This is a genomic window from Sphingomonas sp. 179-I 2A4 NHS (assembly GCF_045369135.1).
In the GTDB taxonomy this organism is placed as follows: domain Bacteria; phylum Pseudomonadota; class Alphaproteobacteria; order Sphingomonadales; family Sphingomonadaceae; genus Sphingomonas.
The window spans coordinates 111,137-129,327 of the sequence record NZ_JBIQFL010000006.1 but is presented as its reverse complement, the minus strand read 5'-3'; the positions used below and the strand labels follow the sequence as shown (position 1 = coordinate 129,327).

The window sequence follows — 18,191 nt, the reverse complement described above, 5'->3', positions numbered from 1 at the left end:
CACCCGCGGGTCCAGCCGCTCAATCGTCGCGAGTGTCGGTAATGCCAAGGAGCTTCAGCTTTCGATGCAGGGCAGATCGCTCCATGCCGATGAACGTCGCCGTACGGGAGATGTTGCCAGAGAAGCGACGGATCTGGACCTTCAGATACTCGCGTTCAAAGCTCTCCCGTGCCTCGCGCAGCGGCGCACCCATGATCGCATTGGTGCTGCCGCCGCCCGGCTGTTCGCCGAGCACCTCGACCGGCAGAAGGTCGATGTCGATCCGCCCAATACGGTCGCCCGGCGCGAGGATGATTGTCCGCTCAACCACGTTACGCAGCTGTCGGACGTTGCCCGGCCAATCGTAGGACTGAAGCGCGACCATCGCATCGGTGGCAACCTCGGGCGTTGGCACACGGCGTTCGGCTGCATAATGGGCGACGAAATGCTCCACCAGCGGCGGAATGTCCTCACGGCGCTCGGACAATGAGGGGATAAGCACCGGGACGACATTGAGACGGTAATAGAGATCCTCGCGGAAGCGGCCCTCCGCAATTTCCTGCGTCAAGTCTCGCGCGGTCGCGGAGACGACGCGCACATCGACCTTGACGATCCGGACGCCTCCCACACGGGTGAAGCTTTGATCCGTCAGCACGCGTAGGATGCGCCCCTGGGTCGTGATCGGCATGTCGGCGATCTCGTCCAGGAACAGCGTGCCGCCATGGGCTTGCTCGAGGAGACCGGGCCGAACGAGGTCGCCGCTCTCCTCGACGCCGAACAATTCCTCCTCGACACGTTCCGGCGTCATATTCGCGGCGCTGACGACCGTGAACGGCCCGTTGCTGCGCTGGCTCCAGCCGTGGAGCAGTCGAGCCGCGACCTCCTTGCCAACACCGGCCGGCCCAACGATCATCACGCGGCTGCCGGTCGCGGCGACGCGCTTCAGGGTCGCGCGGACGGCGTTGATCGCGCTGGAGTTGCCGGTCAGGTCGGTCTCGCGGCCAGCGGAAGCCCGCAGGCTTGCAACCTCTCGCCGGAGCCGCTCCGTCTCGGTAGCACGATCGACCATCAGCAGCAGGCGTTCTGCCTGGAACGGCTTTTCGATGAAGTCGGCCGCACCCTGCCGGATCGCAGCCACCGCGGTGTCGAGATTGCCGTGGCCCGAAATCACCAGCACCGGGATGGAAGGATCGCGGCGCTTGATCTCGGCGAGCAACTCCAGGCCATCGAGTCGAGAACCCTGAAGCCACACATCCAGCAGCACCAGGCTGGGGCGGCGTTCGGCGATCGCCGCCAGCGCCGTATCGCTGTCTGCGGCGGTGCGCGTTTCATATCCTTCGTCTTCCAGCACGCCGGAAACGAGTTCGCGGATGTCGAGTTCGTCATCGACGACGAGGATATCTAACGCCATGTCTAAGCCGTCCGGTTGCGGGTGAGAGCTGCAATCCCCCCGCCATCATTGTTGGTTTGATTATCGTCCTGCCCGTCGAGCTCGGCGAGCATGGCCGCGTCGAAAGAGATCGTCACCAGCGTCCCACCCTCGGGACGGTCGGCGAACGATATGGTTCCGAAATGTTCTTCCACGATCTTCTTGACGATGGCGAGGCCGAGCCCGGTACCCCGAGCGCGTGTCGTCATATAGGGTTCGACGATCCTGTCGCGTTCGACCGGCAGGCCGACGCCGTCATCAGCTACGGTGATCGTCACTCGGCCGGGTTCTTCGGAGATGGTCATCACCACCGAACCTTCGCCGCGCCCTGCCGCCTCGATTGCCTCGACCGCGTTCTTCACGATGTTGGTGAGCGCCTGCCCGATCTGGCGACGGTCGCACACCAGCGAGGGTCCAGGTTCGTCGTGCACGAGCTCGAACTGGATGCCCGAATGCGCAACCTCGTGCAGGAACATCGTCTGACGGGCGACGTCGACCAGCAATTCTTCGCGGAAGACGGGCTTAGGCATGCGCGCGAATGACGAGAACTCATCCACCATGCGGCGAAGATCGCCGACTTGGCGCACGATCGTTTCGGTCAGACGTCCGAAGGTTGTATCCCCCTCCTCCACCTTGCTGCCGTAGCGGCGCTGAAGACGTTCCGCGGCGAGCTGGATCGGCGTGAGCGGGTTCTTGATCTCGTGGGCGATGCGACGCGCGACATCGGCCCAGGCGGCGCGGCGCTGGTCGAGCAGTTGCTGCGTGATGTCGTCGAAGGTCAGGATCGGTCCGGCACCAGCGCGAGCGATGCGGACGGCGAGGGTCTTTGCTTCGCCGGCAGCGGTGATCTGAACGATCGCCTCGCGCGCCGCGCCATCGAGAAGCGCGTCCAGTTCGGGAGCGATCATCGCGAGAGGCTTGCCGATCGGCGAGTCCGATACGCCCAGCAGCGTCTCCGCCGAGCTGTTTATCAGGCGGATCGTGCGATCCGGCGCGATCGAGACGACGCCGGCGGAGACACCGGACATCACGGCCTCGATCAACGCGCGCCGGCTTTCGAGCTGCGCGTTGGCGCTGACGAGGGCATTGTTCTGCTGCTCCAGCCGCTCGGTCATGCGGTTGAAGGCGTTGGCGAGTGTTCCAACCTCATCGCGTGATTTGGTTTCCGGCACACGAGCCGAAAGATCGCCGCCTTCCACCCTGCGCGCGGCGTCAACCAGCCCGCCGACAGGGCGCACCAGCCGGTCCGCCACGGCCAAGGCGATCCAAACTGCGACTCCCACCATCAGTAGGGACAGGAGCAGGAGCGCCGCGTTGAACTGGATCTGCAGCGTGCGAGCGCGCACCAGCAGCGCCCGGTAATTCGCAAGCGCCGCCTCCGCGCGCCGCGTCTGCGTCGTCATCTCCTTGGGATCGGTGACGCGTGCGGCGTAAAGGAAGGTGCGGACCATGCCGGGAACGCGCGTGACCGTCTGGATACGGTCCCCGGTGACGGTAACCACGCTGCGCTGCCCACCCTTGACCAGGCGACCAACGGCGTCGGCCGACACCTGCCGGGCGAGGTCGAGATCGTAGGGGTTCACGAACGCCAGCGTCTGCAACTCGCCGCGAGGCGAGACCTGGAACAGCAAGGCTTCGGAAAGGCTGCGGAAGTAGGTCTGCTGGAACAGGAACGCGCCGAAGCGCGGATCGTCGATCGGGCGCTCTTCGAGCTCACGGGAAATGTCGGTCGCCATGGTGACCGTCGCTTCTTCCCAGCGCTGCAGGATCTGATTGTACGAGGTTCGCGTCAGCGTGGTTGCGTTCTCGAACACGGCACGGGCGCGATCCGAGTACCAGAACTGGACGCCGTACTGGAACAGGAGCGACGCCGCGATGGTGACCAGCACCATCGGCACCGCAGCCAGCATCGAGAATAACGCCACGAGGCGGACGTGAAGCCGCCCCTCGCCCCCCACCAGCGAATTGGCGGCGCGGCGCCGTGCAATCCGCCGGCCCAGCAGCATCATCAATGCTACGCCCGGCACCAGATTGGCGACGAGCAGCAGTGCGACGACGCCCGGTGAAATCAGCCCTTCGGCCCGGCCGCTGCTGGTGACAATGAAATAGGAGCCGACCGCGACGACAATCGCCAGCGTCAGGACGGCGACCTCCACCAATGGCGTGACGGTGAGGCGGCGCGCCGACATCGGGAGAACGGTGGCAGGTGCCGAGCCGGCAGTCATCGCAGCAACGATACAACAAAGGTGTTGCAACGAAAACACATATTAACGGCGCTCACCGCAACTCCCGCTCGGACGGCCGCGACGACGGATCAATCCCGAGCGTATCCAGGCGTTTGCGGAGAGTATTCCGATTGAGCCCAATGGCCCGTGCGGCGCGCAGCTGATTGCCGCCATGGCGTGCCAGCATCGCCTCGATCAGCGGACGCTCTACTTCGGCGAGGAGACGATCGTAGAGCGTGCCGTCGTCGAGGGCGGCTGGCTCAAGCCTGGCAAGTCGTTCCACATAACCGCGTACCGCCGCGTCGATCGCGATGTCCGCCGGTGGGGCGGCGGGAGCGCCGCCGTCGCCCAGCATGAGCGCGACCTCCCCCGCGGAGATGCGATCATCGCGCGACAACGCCGCCAGCCGGCGCATGAGATTCTCAAGCTGGCGCACGTTGCCGGGCCAGTCATAGTGTTCCAGTACCTGGACTGTCTCGTCGTCGAGCGTCTTGCGCGGCAGGCCGGCCTCAGCGGCCCGATCGAGGAAATGTCGCGCAAGCATCGCGATATCGCCGCGGCGTTCACGCAGCGCCGGGAGCAGGATCGGCACGACATTCAGGCGGTAATAGAGATCCTCGCGAAACTGGCCGTTGGCGACGGTTTGCAACAGGTCGCGATTGGTCGCAGCGACGATGCGCACGTCCGCACGGATGCTGCGAGCGCCGCCGACCGTGGTGAACTCACCCGACTGGAGGACGCGGAGCAGCCGGGTCTGGGCCTCGATCGGCATGTCGCCGATCTCGTCGAGGAAAAGCGTCCCGCCTGCCGCCTGCTCGAAGCGGCCGGCGGTGCGCTGGGCCGCCCCGGTGAAGGCTCCTCGCTCATGGCCGAACAGTTCCGCCTCGATCAGTTCGCGCGGTATAGCGGCCATGTTGATCGCGACGAACGGGCCGGCGCGGCGCTGGCCGAGATCATGGATCGCGCGCGCCACCAGTTCCTTACCGGTCCCCGACTCGCCTGAAACCAGTACGGTGAGGTCGTTCGACAGCACGCGGGCGATGACGCGGTACACCTCCTGCATCGCTGGCGATCGCCCGATCAGCGGAAGGTTCTGATCCTCGTCCTCAGTGGTTGTTGGTGCCGCCTTCCCGCGCCGTTTCAACGCGGCGGCGACAGTGCGTGTCAGCGTTTCGAGATCGAACGGCTTGGGGAGGTAATCATAGGCACCTGCCTCGTTTGCTCGCACCGCGGTGGTGAGCGTATTGCGCGCCGAAAGCACGATGACCGGAAGGTCCGGCGCCTCCAACGCGAAGCGTGTCGCGATATCGATCCCGTCCCCGTCTGGCAGTACGACATCCGTTAGCAGCACGTCGGGCAGGCCGTTGCGAATCTCCCGATCGAGCTCGGCAACGCTCGCAGCGGTGCGCACCTGATGGCCGGCACGGCGCAACGCATGAGCGACGACGGTCCGGATCGCTTCGTCGTCGTCAACGAGGAGGATGTTGCCCGCCATCACGATGCACGAGGGAGGAGAATGCGGAACACCGTTTCGTTCGGTGTTCCCTCGCGAGAATATTGAACGATCCCACCCATGTCGCGGACGAGCTTATCAACCAGTGCGAGGCCGAGCCCCTTCCCTTCGGGACGACTTGAGACAAAAGGATCGAACAGATGGTCGGCGATGTCTTCCGGCGCGCCAGGTCCGGTGTCCATCACGCAGATCTCGATCGGCAGCGGCAGACGTGGACGGCCGCCACTCTGCGCAACGGACATCCCGTGGCGGTAAGACGTGGTCAGCGTGATGCGTCGCTCACCGCGTGTACCGAGCGCAATGGCAGCGTTCTTCATCAGGTTGAGCAGCACCTGCAGCAGCGCGTCACGGTTGGCGAGCGCGCGGGGTAAGGAGGGATCGAACCTTTCCTCAATCGTGATCCCGCGCGCGAAGCCGGCGAGTGCGGCGTCCCGAACGTGGGCGAGCAGCGGGTATATGTTGAGCGGTTCGACGGCGAGCGGGCGCGTGTCGGTGAAATCCTCCATTCGATCGATCAGCGCGGTGATACGGTCGACCTCGTCGATCACGAGCTTCGTCATCGACTGCGCGTCAACGCCATCGGCGATTAGCTGGGCAGCGCCGCGGATACTGGAGAGCGGGTTCTTGATCTCGTGCGCAAGCATCGCCGCCGCGCCGACGGCCGACCGCGCGGCGGCTGCCCTGTCGGCCGAGACGCCGAGCCGGCGCGAACTGGCGGCATTGTGGAGGGTGATGATCCGCCAACTGGGGTGATCAGGAAGCTCGACGGCGGCGAGATCGACTCGGATGCGCAGCCCACGAGAAGTTTCGAGCGCGAGGTCAAAGGCGGTGAACGCCCTTCCCTCACGCACGCTCGCCTCATCGGGCAGCGGGAGGATATCGCCCAGCGCTCGGCCACGCATCGCCCGTTCCGAGAGGTTCAGCAGAAGCTCGCATTCGGCGTTCGCGTGGGCAACACGGCCGTCGGAATCGACGACCATTACGGCCACGGGAAGCGCGGCGAACAGTTCGACGGGCTCGGGTGCCCGGCGCGTCAGCATCGGGCCGGAGCGGGCATCAGGCAGCGGCACGGGTGCGGTAAGGCGCGTAGAATTCCGCGAGCATCGAAAGCACGCGCTTGGCGTCCGGTTCCTGGTTCACCGCGTTGCGGAATTCGGCCGATCCATGGATGCCTTTGGTGTACCAGCCGATGTGCTTGCGGGCCATATTGACGCCCGTAAGCGTCCCATAATGGTCGAGCATCGCGTGATAATGTTCGACGATGGCATGATATTGTTCATCAAGGGTCGGATCTGGTCGGGGGGTGCGGCCCGAAAGAGCGTCCATGACCTGCGCCAGCAGCCACGGGCGACCATAAGCGCCGCGGCCGATCATTACGCCATCCGCGCCCGACTGATCCAGGGCCTCTTCAGCATCGGCCACCGAGCAGATGTCGCCATTGACGATGACGGGGAGCGAGATCGCGTCCTTCACTTGGCGCACGAAGGCCCAGTCCGCGGAGCCCTTGTACATCTGGTTGCGGGTACGCCCGTGGACGGTGATCATCTTCGCACCGAGATCCTCGGCGATGCGCGCGAGTTCCGGGGCGTTCAGGCTGTCGTGGCACCAGCCCATCCGCATCTTGACCGTGACGGGCGCCTTCACGGCCTTCACCACCGCGTCGATGATCGCGCCGGCGTTCTTGAGATCGCGCATCAGGGCGGAGCCGGCGTCGCCGCTCGTCACCTTGCGCACGGGGCAGCCCATGTTGATGTCGATGATCGCAGCGCCCTTGTCCTCGGCGAGCTTCGCGGCTTCGGCCATCTCGTAGGGCGTACAGCCGACGAGCTGCATCGAGACCGGTTCTTCGGATAGATGCCAGGCGGCCTTCTGGATCGACTGGCGCGTTTCGCGAATCGCGGCCTGGCTGGCGATCATCTCCGTCACGTTTAGGCCAGAGCCATAGCGGCGCACGAGCGTGCGGAACGGCTGGTCCGTGACGCCCGTCATCGGCGCCAGGACGACGGGTTCGTCGATACGGACCGGACCGATCTGAATGGGGGCGAGCGTGCGCATCAACGTGTCTGCCTGAAAAACGGGCAGGTAAGCGATGCCGGCGTGGCTGGCAAGGTGCGCCACGTCTCGCTAGGGGCGCGGGCATGACAACCGTCGCGATCATCGTCGCGGCCGGAAAGGGGGAACGCACCGGCAGTTCGGTGCCCAAGCAGTTCGCCCCCCTCGCTGGCCGCCCCATGCTCTGCTGGAGCCACGCCGCGCTTGCCGCCCACCCCGCGATCGACCGGGTGGTCGTGGTGATCGGCGAAGGACAGGACGCTCTGCTCGCTGAAGCGCTGCCGGGGGTGATCGGGGTATGCGGCGGCGCGACGCGGCGCGAATCGGTAGCGAGAGGGCTGGCGGCGATCGCGGGCGCCGATCGCGTGCTGATCCATGACGCGGCGCGCCCCTTCGTGACCGCGGCAGTGATTGACCGCCTGCTCGCGGCGCTCGACAGCCATGAAGGCGCCATTCCGACGCTGCCGGTCGCCGATACGCTGGTGGCGGCCGATGGCGCGAACGTGCCGCGCGCCGGCCTCGCGCGCGTGCAGACGCCGCAGGCGTTCCGCTTCGAGTCGATCGTGAAGGCCCACGCGGACTGGCAGGGCGACGAGCCGACCGATGACGCCCAGATGGTGCGGACGCTTGGCGGATCGATCGCGCTGGTGCAGGGCGACGCCATGCTTGAGAAGGTGACCTTCGCGGAAGACTTCGCCGCCGCACAGGCGCGAATCGGCTGGGACACGCGCACCGCGACCGGCTTCGACGTCCATCGCCTGGAGGATGGCGAGGAATTGTGGTTGGGCGGGGTGAAGATCCCGCATCATCAGGGACTGAGCGGGCATAGCGACGCCGACGTAGCGCTTCACGCGCTGACCGATGCGCTGCTCGGCACGATCGCAGCCGGCGACATCGGCCAGCATTTTCCGCCCAGCGACCCGCAGTGGCGCGGCGCCGAATCGGGGCAGTTCCTGCAGCACGCCGCCTCGCTGATCGCAGCGCGCGGCGGAGAAATCAGCTTCATCGACGTGACGATCATCTGCGAAGCACCCAAGATCGGACCGCATCGCGGCGCCATCCAGGCGCGCATCGCGGAACTTCTCGGCCTTTCGACCGATCGCGTCTCTGTGAAAGCAACCACGACAGAACGGCTGGGCTTCACCGGCCGTGGAGAGGGCATTGCCGCGCAGGCCGCAGCGACCGTGCGCGTGCCGGGGGTATCGCTGTGAAGCGCTGGCTTGCCGCACTGCTGCTGAGCGCGATGCCCACGACGGCTCTCGCGCAGACGCCGTGCCTGACAACGGCAGAGGCCGAGTCGATCACGTCGGTCGCGCTGCCGGATATCATCCGCGAGACGGGCCGCGTGTGCACCGCCCTTCCCGCTTCCAGCCTGGTGCGCCGCGCGTCGGGCGCTTTCCTCGCCCGTTACGAGGCTGAGGCGGATCGCGCATGGCCCGCCGCGCGTGCGGCGATCGCGAAGCTGAGCGATCCGCAGATCGCGATGCTGCTGCTTCAATCCGACTATGCCCGCCCGCTGATCACCTCGCTAATGGCGCCGCAGGTCGTCGGCCGTATCCAGCCGTCAGACTGCGGGACGATCGACCGGATCGTGACGCTTCTCGAGCCGCTGCCGGCGCGCAATGTCGCGGGGATCGTGGTGGCGAGCGTGCAGCACCTGAAGGCCGAGAAGGCGCGCGGCAATGCCGTGGTCGCGGGCGTGCCGGACCTTCCCGTTTGCACGGCGGCGCGGCGATGAGCGACAGCCTGCTTCCCCAGGAACTGATCGATGCCGCCCGCAAGGTGGTGGACGCCAATCGTGCTGCAGGGCGCCGGGTGGCGGTGGCGGAAAGCTGCACCGGGGGGCTGGTTGCGGCCGCGATCACCGAGATCGCCGGATCGTCCGACGTGCTCGAAGCGTCGATCGTCAGCTATTCCAACGAAGCCAAGCACGATCTGCTGAAGGTTTCCAACGATGTGCTCGAGACGTTCGGTGCGGTATCGATCGCGACGGCCTGGAGCATGGCCCAGGGTGCACTGGAGGTGAGCCACGCCGACGTCGCCGTCGCCATCACCGGTATCGCCGGGCCGGGAGGCGGCAGCGAGAAGAAGCCGGTTGGAACCGTGGTTTTCGCGCGCGCCGAGAAGGGCGGCGACCCGGCGGACGTGGTGGCCGATCGCAAGGCGTTCGGCGACCTTGGCCGCGCCGGGATCAGGCTTCAGGCAGCGCTGTGCGCGCTGGAGCTGCTGATGCCGCCGGAACCTTCCCCCGAAGGCGAGGCGTAAAGCACCCGTGCGCGTTCCTCGAACGCGCCGATCATCTTGCGCAGCGCCATGGTGAAGACTTGGCCGGCCAGCATCTCGAACATCCGGTTCTTGAACGCGAAGTCGACCGAGAAATCGACCAGGCAGCCATCGCCATCGGGGCGGAAGCGCCAGTCGTTGTGAAGATACTTCAACGGGCCTTCGACATATTCGACGTTGATCGAATGCGGCCGATCCTTGCGCACGCGCGACGTGAACGTCTCGCGCAGACCCTTGAACCCGACGATCATGTCGGCGAGCGTTTCTTCCGGCGTATCCTTGCGCACGCGCATCGCGATGACCCAGGGCAGGAATTCCTGATAGGCCTTCACGTCGGCGACCAGATCGAACATCTGCTCCGCCGAATAGGGCATGCGCCGCGTTTCGCTATGCTTTGGCAAGCTGCGCCTCGCGAGCGGCCTTCATGCGGGCGAAATCATCGCCAGCGTGATAGCTCGAGCGGGTGAGCGGTGAGGCTGCGACCAGCAGGAAGCCCTTGGCGCGCGCGATAGCGGCATAGGCATCGAACGCCTTGGGCGCGACGAAATCCATGACCTTCGCGTGGCGCGGGGTCGGCTGGAGATACTGGCCCATGGTGAGGAAATCGATGTCCGCCGAGCGCATGTCGTCCATCACCTGATGAACCTCAAGCCGCTCCTCGCCGAGACCGAGCATCACACCCGACTTGGTGAAGATCGACGGATCGTGCCGCTTCACACTCTCCAGAAGGCGGAGCGAGGCATAGTAACGCGCGCCCGGGCGGATCGTGGGATAGAGCCGGGGAACGGTTTCGAGATTGTGATTGTAGACGTCCGGCCGCGCCTCGACGATCGATTCGACCGCGGCCTGCGCCTTGTTGCGGAAATCGGGCGTCAGGATCTCGATCGTGGTGGACGGGGTGTTGCGGCGCAGCGCCTGGATCACCTTCACGAACTGCGACGCGCCGCCATCGGGCAGATCGTCACGATCGACCGAGGTGATGACGATATGTTCGAGGCCAAGCTCGGCCGCGGCCACCGCGACATGCTCCGGCTCCAGCGGATCGACCGCGCGCGGCATGCCCGTCTTCACGTTGCAGAAGGCGCAGGCCCGGGTGCAGGTGTCACCCAGGATCATCACCGTCGCATGCTTCTTCGTCCAGCATTCGCCGATGTTGGGACAAGCGGCTTCCTCGCAGACGGTGGCGAGGTTAAGTCGGCGCATCAGCTGCTTCGTCTCCGCGAAACCGACCGAGGTCGGCGCCTTGACGCGGATCCAATCAGGCTTGCGGCTGCGTTCTGGCCGGGCGAGCGGAGTCATCTCGTTCATTACGGCGCGAGATAGCGACTGCCCTCCCGCGAAACAACGCGATAAAGGAGCTCCGATGACCGTCTTCTCTGATCTCGTCGCCGGCTACGGCCGATTCCGTGAACATGGCTGGGCCGAAGAGCGCGAGCGCTGGGCCGAACTCGCCGAAGGGCAATCGCCCAAGGTGATGGTGATCGCCTGTTCGGACAGCCGCACCGATCCGGCGACCGTGTTCGATACGTCACCGGGCGAGATATTCGTCGTGCGCAACGTCGCCAATCTGGTGCCGCCGTTCGAGCTGGGTGGCGGGCGGCACGGCGTGTCCGCGGCGCTGGAGTTCGCGGTTTCGCAGCTGAAGGTATCCGAAGTGGTGGTGATGGGTCACGGCATGTGCGGCGGCGTCCATGCCTCGCTGACCCATCGGTTCGATCATGCGCCGCCGGGCGAAGGCGGCTTCATCGCGCACTGGATCGATCTGCTGGACGAGGCGCGCGACCGGGTGGTGGCGGATCACGGCACGGGCGACGAAGGCGTGCGCGCCCTTGAGCTTGAGACGGTGCGGGTCAGCATCGCGAACCTGCGCACCTTCCCCTGCGTGCAGCAGGCCGAGGCGGCCGGCACGCTGAAGCTGCACGGCGCCTGGTTCTCGATCAAGGAAGGCGTGTTGTGGGTGATGGGCGAGGACGGCGTGTTCGCGCCCGCAGCCTGAAGGCGGGTCCCCGCGGCGGCGGGATCAGGATGGGATCACCGCGTCCCACCGCCGCCTGCGGAGCACGAGCCAATAGTAGGCCGCGGCGATCGCGATCTGCACGATCGTGGCGATGATCGCTGGCCGCCCCTCGTCGAGATCGAACCATGTCGCCCAGGTGATCATCACCAGCGCGATGAGCGTGACGATCGGTGCGAGCGGATAAAGCGGCATCCGGTAGCGCGCGTGCGCGGTCTTGCCGCTGCGACGGCCGACGATGGCGGCGATCGCGATGCCGGCGTAGATGGCGATCAGCCCTGCCCCGCTCCACACCTCCAGCAGGCGGAGCGGCAGGAAGCACAGCAGCATGCCGACGCCGCCGACGAACAAGGTGCCGAGCCACGGGCTCTGCCAGCGCGGGTGGATCGCGAGCATCCAGCGATCGAACGGCCCGCCCCATGACCCGTCACGCGCCGTGCTGTAGAAGAAGCGGGCGCAGGCGAGCACCCAGGCGATGATCGCGTTGACGATCGCGAGCGCGACGCCGAACGCGATAAGCTGCCCGGCGCGCTCCCCGCCGACGCGGGTGGCGAGTTCGCCGAACGGGTTGGGCGACGCGAGCAGCGACGGCAGATCGACCGCCCCGGCCAGCGCGGCGACGAGCGGCACGCCTTCCAGCAGCAGCGTCCAGACCAGGGCCCATATGATCGAACGGGCGATCCGGTTCGGTGCCTCGTGCATCTCCTCGCCGAAATACACCGCGGCGCCATAGCCGTTGAAGGCGAAGATCGCGATCGAGGCGGCGACACCGATCGAGGTGAGCGAGGCGGGCACCAGCGCCCCGCCCTGCTCAACGACGGGCGCGGTGAGAAACGTCAACGGGTTATGGCGGATATCTACCAGGCCGTAGGCGGTGACGAGCGCATTCACCTTGATGTTGAGCAGGCCGATCAAGGTGCACGCGCCGACCACGACGATCGCAGTCGGCACTTGCGGCAGGGAGGGGATGACGCCGGCCAGCACCTCGCGGATGCCGAGCCCAGCGACCGGAAGAAAGATGAGGTTGTTGAAGACGTTGATGCCGAGCATCACGAAGCCCGCCATCGGCCCCAACGTCTGCGCCACCATGACATATTCCCCGCCCGCGACTGGCCAGGCGGAGGAGAGCTCGGCGTAGATGTAGGCGGTAGCGACGCCGAGGCTGCGCGTGAGCGGCGTCGGCGACGCCAGTTGCATCTGATCCTCGAGCATCGCGACCCCTTACCCCGGCGGGCCTGATGACATGGTTAATCAGCGCTCGCCAGCGGGTGTTTCAGTCGCTTCGAGCGGCGGCGGGTCAGACGACGGGGATTGCGCCGCAGATGGTGGTGAGGAGCTTCGTCAGGCGCGCTTCGACGCCGCGGTCCTCGGCGTGGTTGGCGACGAGCGCCGGGAGCATCTCCGGCGATTCGGTGCCCGCAAGCGCAAGGGCGGTCTGGGTGGACACGATCTCCGCCGCCTTGGCCTTGCGCAGCGCGCCGATCAGCGCGCAGTCGAGGATGTCGCCGGGCTGGTGGCTTTGCGCATCGCGATCCGCATCGTCGAGGATGCCGCCCATCCAGAGGTTCGGCGGGCCGCCCGAGAGATCGGCCACGCCATCCAGCCGCACGGCATGGCGCCGCGCATTGGCCCGGTCCCGCTCGATCACATCGCGCAGGTTCGGATCGGCGGCCACGTCCGCAAGGGGCAGCAGCCGGTCGATCAGCAACTGCTTGCCGGCGCGAAGATCCTGAAGCGCGACGTGAAGCAAGGCGGCGCGCGATGCTGTAAGCGACATAGGTCGTTTAGCGCATGCGACGCCGCCGAGTTCCAGCGAAAGATCAGCCCGCGTCTGGGGCGACCGCCTTCGTCACGTCCTTGGGCTGCTCCGCCGTCACGCGAATATTGAGCTCGCGCAGTTGCTTGGCGGTGGCGAAGTTGGGCGCGCCCATCATCAGATCCTCCGCCTTCTGCGTCATCGGGAAGACGATGACTTCGCGGATGTTCGGCTCGTCGGCGAGCAGCATGACGATACGGTCGATGCCGGGCGCGGAGCCGCCGTGCGGGGGCGCGCCATATTTGAACGCGTTGATCATGCCCGCAAAGTTTGTGTCGACATCGGCCTGCGAATAGCCGGCAATCTCGAACGCCTTATACATGATCTCCGGACGATGATTCCGGATCGCGCCCGACGACAGCTCGATGCCGTTGCAGACGATGTCATACTGATAGGCGAGGATGTCGAGCGGATCCTTGGTCTCCAGCGCCTCCAGCTCGCCCTGCGGCATCGAGAAGGGATTGTGGCTGAAGTCGATCTTCTTCGCTTCCTCGTCATACTCGAACATCGGGAAGTCGACGATCCAGCAGAATTCGAAGCGGCTCTTGTCGATGAGGTCGAGCTGCTCGGCGACGCGGGTGCGCGCGAGGCCGGCGAGCTTCGCTGCCTGCGCTTCCTTGCCGGCGGCGAAGAACAGGCCGTCGTCCGGGCCGAGGCCAAGTGCGTCGGCGAGCGCGTTCATCTTCTCTTCGCCGTGGTTCTTGGCGATCGGGCCACCCCATTCGCCGCCCTTGCGCGTGGCATAGCCAAGGCCCGGGAAGCCTTCGCCCTGTGCCCAGCTGTTCATATCGTCGAAGAACTTGCGGCTCTTGTCGGCCGTGTTCGGCGCGGGAATGGCGCGTACCACGTCCCCAGCGTCAACGATCGAGGCGAAGCGGCCGAAGCCTGAGCCGACGAAGTGGCTCGACACGTCAGAGATGATGAGCGGATTGCGCAGATCGGGCTTGTCGTTGCCGTATTTCAGCATCGATTCGCGGTACGGGATGCGCTTGAACGGCAGCGGGCTGACGGTTCGGCCCTTGCCCTGCCAATTGGCGAATTCCTCGAACACGCCGTGCAGCACCGGCTCGATCGCGGCGAAGACATCGTCCTGCGTGACGTAGCTCATCTCGAAATCGAGCTGATAGAATTCGCCCGGGCTACGATCGGCGCGCGCGTCCTCGTCGCGGAAGCAGGGCGCGATCTGGAAGTAGCGATCGAAGCCGGCGACCATCAGCAGCTGCTTGAACATCTGCGGTGCCTGCGGCAGCGCGTAGAACTTGCCCGGATGGACGCGGCTGGGGACGAGATAGTCGCGCGCGCCCTCCGGCGACGATGCGGTCAGGATCGGCGTCTGGAATTCGGTGAAGCCCTGATCGACCATCCGGCCGCGGATCGAGGAAATCACCTTCGAGCGCAGCATGATGTTGGCGTGCAGCTTCTCGCGACGCAGATCGAGGAAGCGATAGCGCAGGCGGATATCCTCGGGATATTCCTGCTCGCCGGCCACCGGCATCGGCAGCTCCTGCGCGTGGCTCTGCACCGTTGCCGCGCGGGCGAATACCTCGATCTCGCCAGTGGCGAGGTTCGGGTTCACCGTCCCCTCGGCGCGCGCCTTCACCACGCCGTCAATCGTGACGACCGACTCGACACGCAGCGCCTCCAGCGTCGGCAGCGCCGGCGAGTCGCTGTCGGCGACGATCTGGGTGATGCCGTAATGATCGCGAAGGTCGACGAAGAGCACACCGCCATGGTCACGCTTGCGGTGAACCCACCCCGAAAGGCGAACGTCTTGGCCGACATTGTCGGCATCAAGCTGGGCGCAGGTGTGCGTACGATAGGCGTGCATGGCCGCGGTCTCTAATTACCATTGGAAAGGCCGCGCCCCTCCCCTTCCATCCCCTCTTTGTCAACCCGCGCGCGTGGAGCTATGGGGCGCCGCTTATGCATGTTCACCCCCTCATCACCGATAGCGCGACGCTCGCCAATCTCTGCGCCCGCCTGGCCGACGCTCCATTTGTCTGCGTCGACACGGAATTCATGCGCGAGAACACCTACTGGCCCGAGCTCTGCCTGATCCAGATCGCCGATACCGAAGAAGCCGCAGCGATCGATCCGATGGCCCCGGGATTGGACCTGCAGCCGCTGCTCGACCTGCTCGTCAACAATGACGAGGTGCTGAAGGTCTTCCATGCCGGCGGGCAGGATCTTGAGATCATCTACAATCTGACGGGCAAGACGCCGCACCCGCTGTTCGACACGCAGGTGGCGGCCATGGCGCTCGGCCAGGGGGAACAGATCGGCTATTCGAACCTGGTCGACAGCTGGCTTGGCATCACCATCGACAAGGGCGCGCGCTTCACCGACTGGTCGCGCCGGCCGCTGGACCAGCGGCAGGTGGATTATGCGATCGGTGACGTGACGCACCTGTCCAAGATCTTCCCGCGGATGCTGGAGCGGTTGAAGAAGACGGGCCGCGGCGCCTGGCTGGACCAGGAAATGGAGCGACTGGGCGATCCGTCCAACTATGCCAACGATCCCGACCTCGCGTGGAAGCGCGTGCGCATTTCGGGGCGGCGGGCGGACGTGCTCGGCCGGCTGAAGGCGATCGCCCGATGGCGCGAGCTCGAAGCCCGGTCGAAGGACCTTCCGCGCGGCCGCATCGTGAAGGACGAGACGATCGCGGAGCTGGCCGGTCATCCGCCGCGCAAGCAGGCCGATCTGGTGAAGGTGCGCGGGCTTTCAGCCACCTGGGGATCGAACGACATCGGCAAAAGGCTGATGGCGGCGATCGAGGGCGCCGAGCCGCTGCCGGCCGACGAGATGCCGCCGCGCGAGGACCGGAAGCCCGGCCTGGGCAAGGACGGCGCGCTCGTCGCCGACCTGCTGAAGCTGCTGCTGAAGATCCGTGCGCGCGACATCGACGTTGCCTCCCGCCTGCTGGCCCGCAGCGAGGAACTGGAGGCGCTGGCCGCGGGGCAGCGGGAACATCTCGCAATCCTGACCGGTTGGCGGTTCGACCAGTTCGGGCGCGACGCGCTGGATCTGGTGGAGGGACGGCTTGGCTTCGCGGTGGTCGACGGCAAGCTGAAGATGACGCGCACGGGAGCGGCAGAATGAAGACGGTCGGTATTGCCTTGATGATGGCCTCGGCGACCAGTGCCGTTGCCGCCTGCGCGACCATCGATGCGAAGCCGGCGGCGAGCACGCCGGCAGCAGGCTGCGACGCGGCAGCAGTGCAGGACCTGATCGGCAAACCGCTGGAAGCGAGCCGTGCGGACGCCATGCGGCGCGCCGGGGCAGCGACGGTGCGCGCCTATGTCAGCGGATCACCGGTGACGATGGACTATCGCCATGACCGGCTGAACATCGAGACCGACGAGGCCGGCACAATCGTGAAGCTTTCCTGCGGCTGATCCGCCCGGCGGCGGCCGGTCAGGCGGGCTGAACGTCCCGCGTCACCGTCGGCAGCCCCATAGCGTTGCTGAGCGCACGAAGGCGCTTTTCAACCGACTCGCCGCCGAGCGCGCGATCAGCCCCGCGCCACTGAAACTCGATCACGCCGCCACGCACGCCGATGCCGGTGCGCTCAAGCGGGCCAGCGAGCCCGCCTGACAGGCGCTGCGCAAGGCGGATGGCGAGGCCCCAGGCCGTGGCGCGGGCGAGCTCCCCGGGGCTCGCAAGCGCGGTGATCACGCGATTGTACGGCGGATTGCCGCCAAGGCTGGCGGCGAGCGCGGCAGCCACCATCGCGCGGCCGCGTGCGTCGATTCCCACCCAATTGCCGTGAAGCGCGGTCTCGATGCCGAGCTCGACGCGAAACTCCGGGTTGGCGCGCCAGCTGGTGTCGGCGAGCAGGCACGCCACCTGCCGCAAGCGGCGGTCGCGCGGCGCATCATCTTCGAACAAGGGCGCGATCCAGCGATCGATCAGGTCGCCGTGTTCAGGGAAGCGACCGAGCCGTCGGCCCTCGTCCCGCGCGGCGACGATCAGGGGATCAAGCCGCGCCTGCGCCGGCGTCAGGCGCTGGTGGAGTAGGCCCTCACGCAAGCCGAACGCGGAAACAATCGTGTGGCTGGATCCCAGAACTGGCAGCACGGCGGCGAGAACGTCCGTCGCTGCGGAGAGCGTTGCAGCGCGGCCGCCCGAGAGGTTCGGCACCGCCTTCAGCCATGCCCGGTCAACGGCGGCAAGCTTGCGGCGGAGCAACTGGATGCGATCCGCCGACATGCGATATTCATGCAGGATCGGCAGCGGATAGCGGCGGTCATGGATGTCCACTCGGGCCAGCGAGCGCCAGGAGCCACCTACGAGGTAGAGCGGTCGGCCGGTCCCCGCCCCCTGCCAGCCGGCCTCTGCCAGGATCCTTGCCACGCGGCGGTCGAAGCCCGGCTTGGCGCGAAGCTCCGCGAGACGGAGCACGCCGAGCGGAAAGGACGAATGAGCGCGGATTGCCCCGCCTGACACGCGGACGAGTTCAAGACTGCCGCCGCCGAGATCGCCGACGACGCCGTCAGCATCCGGAATGGCGGAAAGAACGCCGTGGCCAGCGGCGTGCGCCTCCTCTTCACCGGAGAGCAATTCGACCGCGAGCCCAAGATCGTTGGCGCGCGCGATGAGCGCGTCGCCGTTGGACGCATCCCGCACCGCCGCGGTGGCGACGGTGCGGACGGTGTCACATGCCATTTCTCGCGCCAGCGCCGCGAAGCGGGCAAGGGCAGCGGTAGCTAACGCCAGCGAAGGCTCGTCGATGGCGCCGGTCTGCGCGAGGCTGCGCCCGAGGCCGGCCAGGACCTTTTCGTTGAACAGGATCGCCGGAAGCCGGACCGGCCCCTGATAGACGACCAGGCGGATCGAATTGGACCCGATGTCGATGATGGCGGTGCGCGTGCCGTCCACCG

Annotated in this window: 17 protein-coding genes; 6 read left to right on the top strand and 11 right to left on the bottom strand. The window is 66.4% G+C overall.

All coding sequences use genetic code 11. The annotated features are described in order from the left end of the window. Positions 1-19: 19 nt before the first annotated feature. The 5 genes from ACH0CP_RS12330 to dusB are packed head-to-tail and all read right to left on the bottom strand — an operon-like array spanning position 20 to position 7,201. Positions 20-1,390 carry a sigma-54 dependent transcriptional regulator gene (locus ACH0CP_RS12330; RefSeq protein ID WP_294441512.1) on the bottom strand — a complete coding sequence of 457 codons (1,371 nt, stop codon included), beginning with the start codon at positions 1,388-1,390 and terminating at the stop codon, positions 20-22. Positions 1,391-1,392: 2 nt separating this feature from the next. After that, a complete protein-coding gene (locus tag ACH0CP_RS12325) occupies positions 1,393-3,633 on the bottom strand; it encodes an ATP-binding protein (protein WP_406889234.1) in 2,241 nt (746 codons plus the stop codon). A 52-nt stretch (positions 3,634-3,685) separates the two neighbouring features. After that, on the bottom strand, positions 3,686-5,128 hold the full coding sequence (gene ntrC / locus ACH0CP_RS12320) for a nitrogen regulation protein NR(I) (RefSeq protein ID WP_406889232.1): 1,443 nt from the start codon (positions 5,126-5,128) through the stop codon (positions 3,686-3,688). Continuing rightward, positions 5,128-6,186, bottom strand: coding sequence for a nitrogen regulation protein NR(II) (locus tag ACH0CP_RS12315; RefSeq protein ID WP_406889304.1), 1,059 nt, complete (start codon positions 6,184-6,186; stop codon positions 5,128-5,130). The genes ntrC and ACH0CP_RS12315 overlap by 1 nt, the downstream gene beginning before the upstream one ends. Before the next feature lie 16 nt (positions 6,187-6,202). After that, on the bottom strand, positions 6,203-7,201 hold the full coding sequence (dusB, locus tag ACH0CP_RS12310; RefSeq protein ID WP_406889302.1) for a tRNA dihydrouridine synthase DusB: 999 nt from the start codon (positions 7,199-7,201) through the stop codon (positions 6,203-6,205). Positions 7,202-7,284: 83 nt separating this feature from the next. Between dusB and ACH0CP_RS12305 the strand changes: the two genes are divergently transcribed. The 3 genes from ACH0CP_RS12305 to ACH0CP_RS12295 are packed head-to-tail and all read left to right on the top strand — an operon-like array spanning position 7,285 to position 9,463. Continuing rightward, the gene (locus ACH0CP_RS12305; protein WP_406889230.1) at positions 7,285-8,409 is read left to right on the top strand and encodes a bifunctional 2-C-methyl-D-erythritol 4-phosphate cytidylyltransferase/2-C-methyl-D-erythritol 2,4-cyclodiphosphate synthase; all 1,125 of its coding nucleotides are present in this window, start codon (positions 7,285-7,287) and stop codon (positions 8,407-8,409) included. Next, the gene (locus ACH0CP_RS12300) at positions 8,406-8,936 is read left to right on the top strand and encodes a hypothetical protein (RefSeq protein WP_406889228.1); all 531 of its coding nucleotides are present in this window, start codon (positions 8,406-8,408) and stop codon (positions 8,934-8,936) included. Before ACH0CP_RS12305 ends, ACH0CP_RS12300 begins: the two co-directional genes overlap by 4 nt. Then, positions 8,933-9,463: a CinA family protein gene (locus tag ACH0CP_RS12295; RefSeq protein WP_294441519.1), complete on the top strand. Its 531-nt coding sequence runs from the start codon at positions 8,933-8,935 to the stop codon at positions 9,461-9,463. The genes ACH0CP_RS12300 and ACH0CP_RS12295 overlap by 4 nt, the downstream gene beginning before the upstream one ends. On the opposite strand, the gene ACH0CP_RS12290 is transcribed toward ACH0CP_RS12295, so the two are convergent. Then, the gene (locus tag ACH0CP_RS12290) at positions 9,397-9,882 is read right to left on the bottom strand and encodes a type II toxin-antitoxin system RatA family toxin (RefSeq protein ID WP_294441520.1); all 486 of its coding nucleotides are present in this window, start codon (positions 9,880-9,882) and stop codon (positions 9,397-9,399) included. The two genes, ACH0CP_RS12295 and ACH0CP_RS12290, sit on opposite strands and share 67 nt — an antisense overlap. After that, positions 9,869-10,789 carry a lipoyl synthase gene (gene lipA / locus ACH0CP_RS12285; RefSeq protein ID WP_294441521.1) on the bottom strand — a complete coding sequence of 307 codons (921 nt, stop codon included), beginning with the start codon at positions 10,787-10,789 and terminating at the stop codon, positions 9,869-9,871. Before lipA ends, ACH0CP_RS12290 begins: the two co-directional genes overlap by 14 nt. 55 nt (positions 10,790-10,844) lie before the next feature. Between lipA and ACH0CP_RS12280 the strand changes: the two genes are divergently transcribed. After that, positions 10,845-11,477: a carbonic anhydrase gene (locus ACH0CP_RS12280; protein WP_406889226.1), complete on the top strand. Its 633-nt coding sequence runs from the start codon at positions 10,845-10,847 to the stop codon at positions 11,475-11,477. A 24-nt stretch (positions 11,478-11,501) separates the two neighbouring features. Here the strand turns inward: ACH0CP_RS12280 and ACH0CP_RS12275 are convergent, their stop codons facing one another. From ACH0CP_RS12275 to aspS, 3 genes are all read right to left on the bottom strand, one after another. Next, on the bottom strand, positions 11,502-12,707 hold the full coding sequence (locus ACH0CP_RS12275) for an APC family permease (protein ID WP_406889224.1): 1,206 nt from the start codon (positions 12,705-12,707) through the stop codon (positions 11,502-11,504). Between the two features lie 85 nt (positions 12,708-12,792). Continuing rightward, positions 12,793-13,272, bottom strand: coding sequence for a DUF892 family protein (locus ACH0CP_RS12270; protein ID WP_406889222.1), 480 nt, complete (start codon positions 13,270-13,272; stop codon positions 12,793-12,795). A gap of 43 nt (positions 13,273-13,315) precedes the next feature. Beyond that, entirely contained in the window at positions 13,316-15,139 is a 1,824-nt protein-coding gene (gene aspS, locus ACH0CP_RS12265; RefSeq protein WP_406889220.1) for an aspartate--tRNA ligase, read from the bottom strand. 95 nt (positions 15,140-15,234) lie between these two features. On the opposite strand from aspS, the gene rnd reads away from it, so the two are divergent. Next, positions 15,235-16,410: a ribonuclease D gene (gene rnd, locus ACH0CP_RS12260; protein WP_406889218.1), complete on the top strand. Its 1,176-nt coding sequence runs from the start codon at positions 15,235-15,237 to the stop codon at positions 16,408-16,410. Then, positions 16,407-16,706, top strand: a complete 300-nt coding sequence (locus ACH0CP_RS12255) for an I78 family peptidase inhibitor (RefSeq protein ID WP_294441527.1) — start codon at positions 16,407-16,409, stop codon at positions 16,704-16,706. The genes rnd and ACH0CP_RS12255 overlap by 4 nt, the downstream gene beginning before the upstream one ends. 19 nt (positions 16,707-16,725) lie before the next feature. On the opposite strand, the gene ACH0CP_RS12250 is transcribed toward ACH0CP_RS12255, so the two are convergent. Then, positions 16,726-18,189, bottom strand: coding sequence for a Ppx/GppA family phosphatase (locus tag ACH0CP_RS12250; protein ID WP_406889217.1), 1,464 nt, complete (start codon positions 18,187-18,189; stop codon positions 16,726-16,728). Positions 18,190-18,191 lie beyond the last annotated feature (2 nt).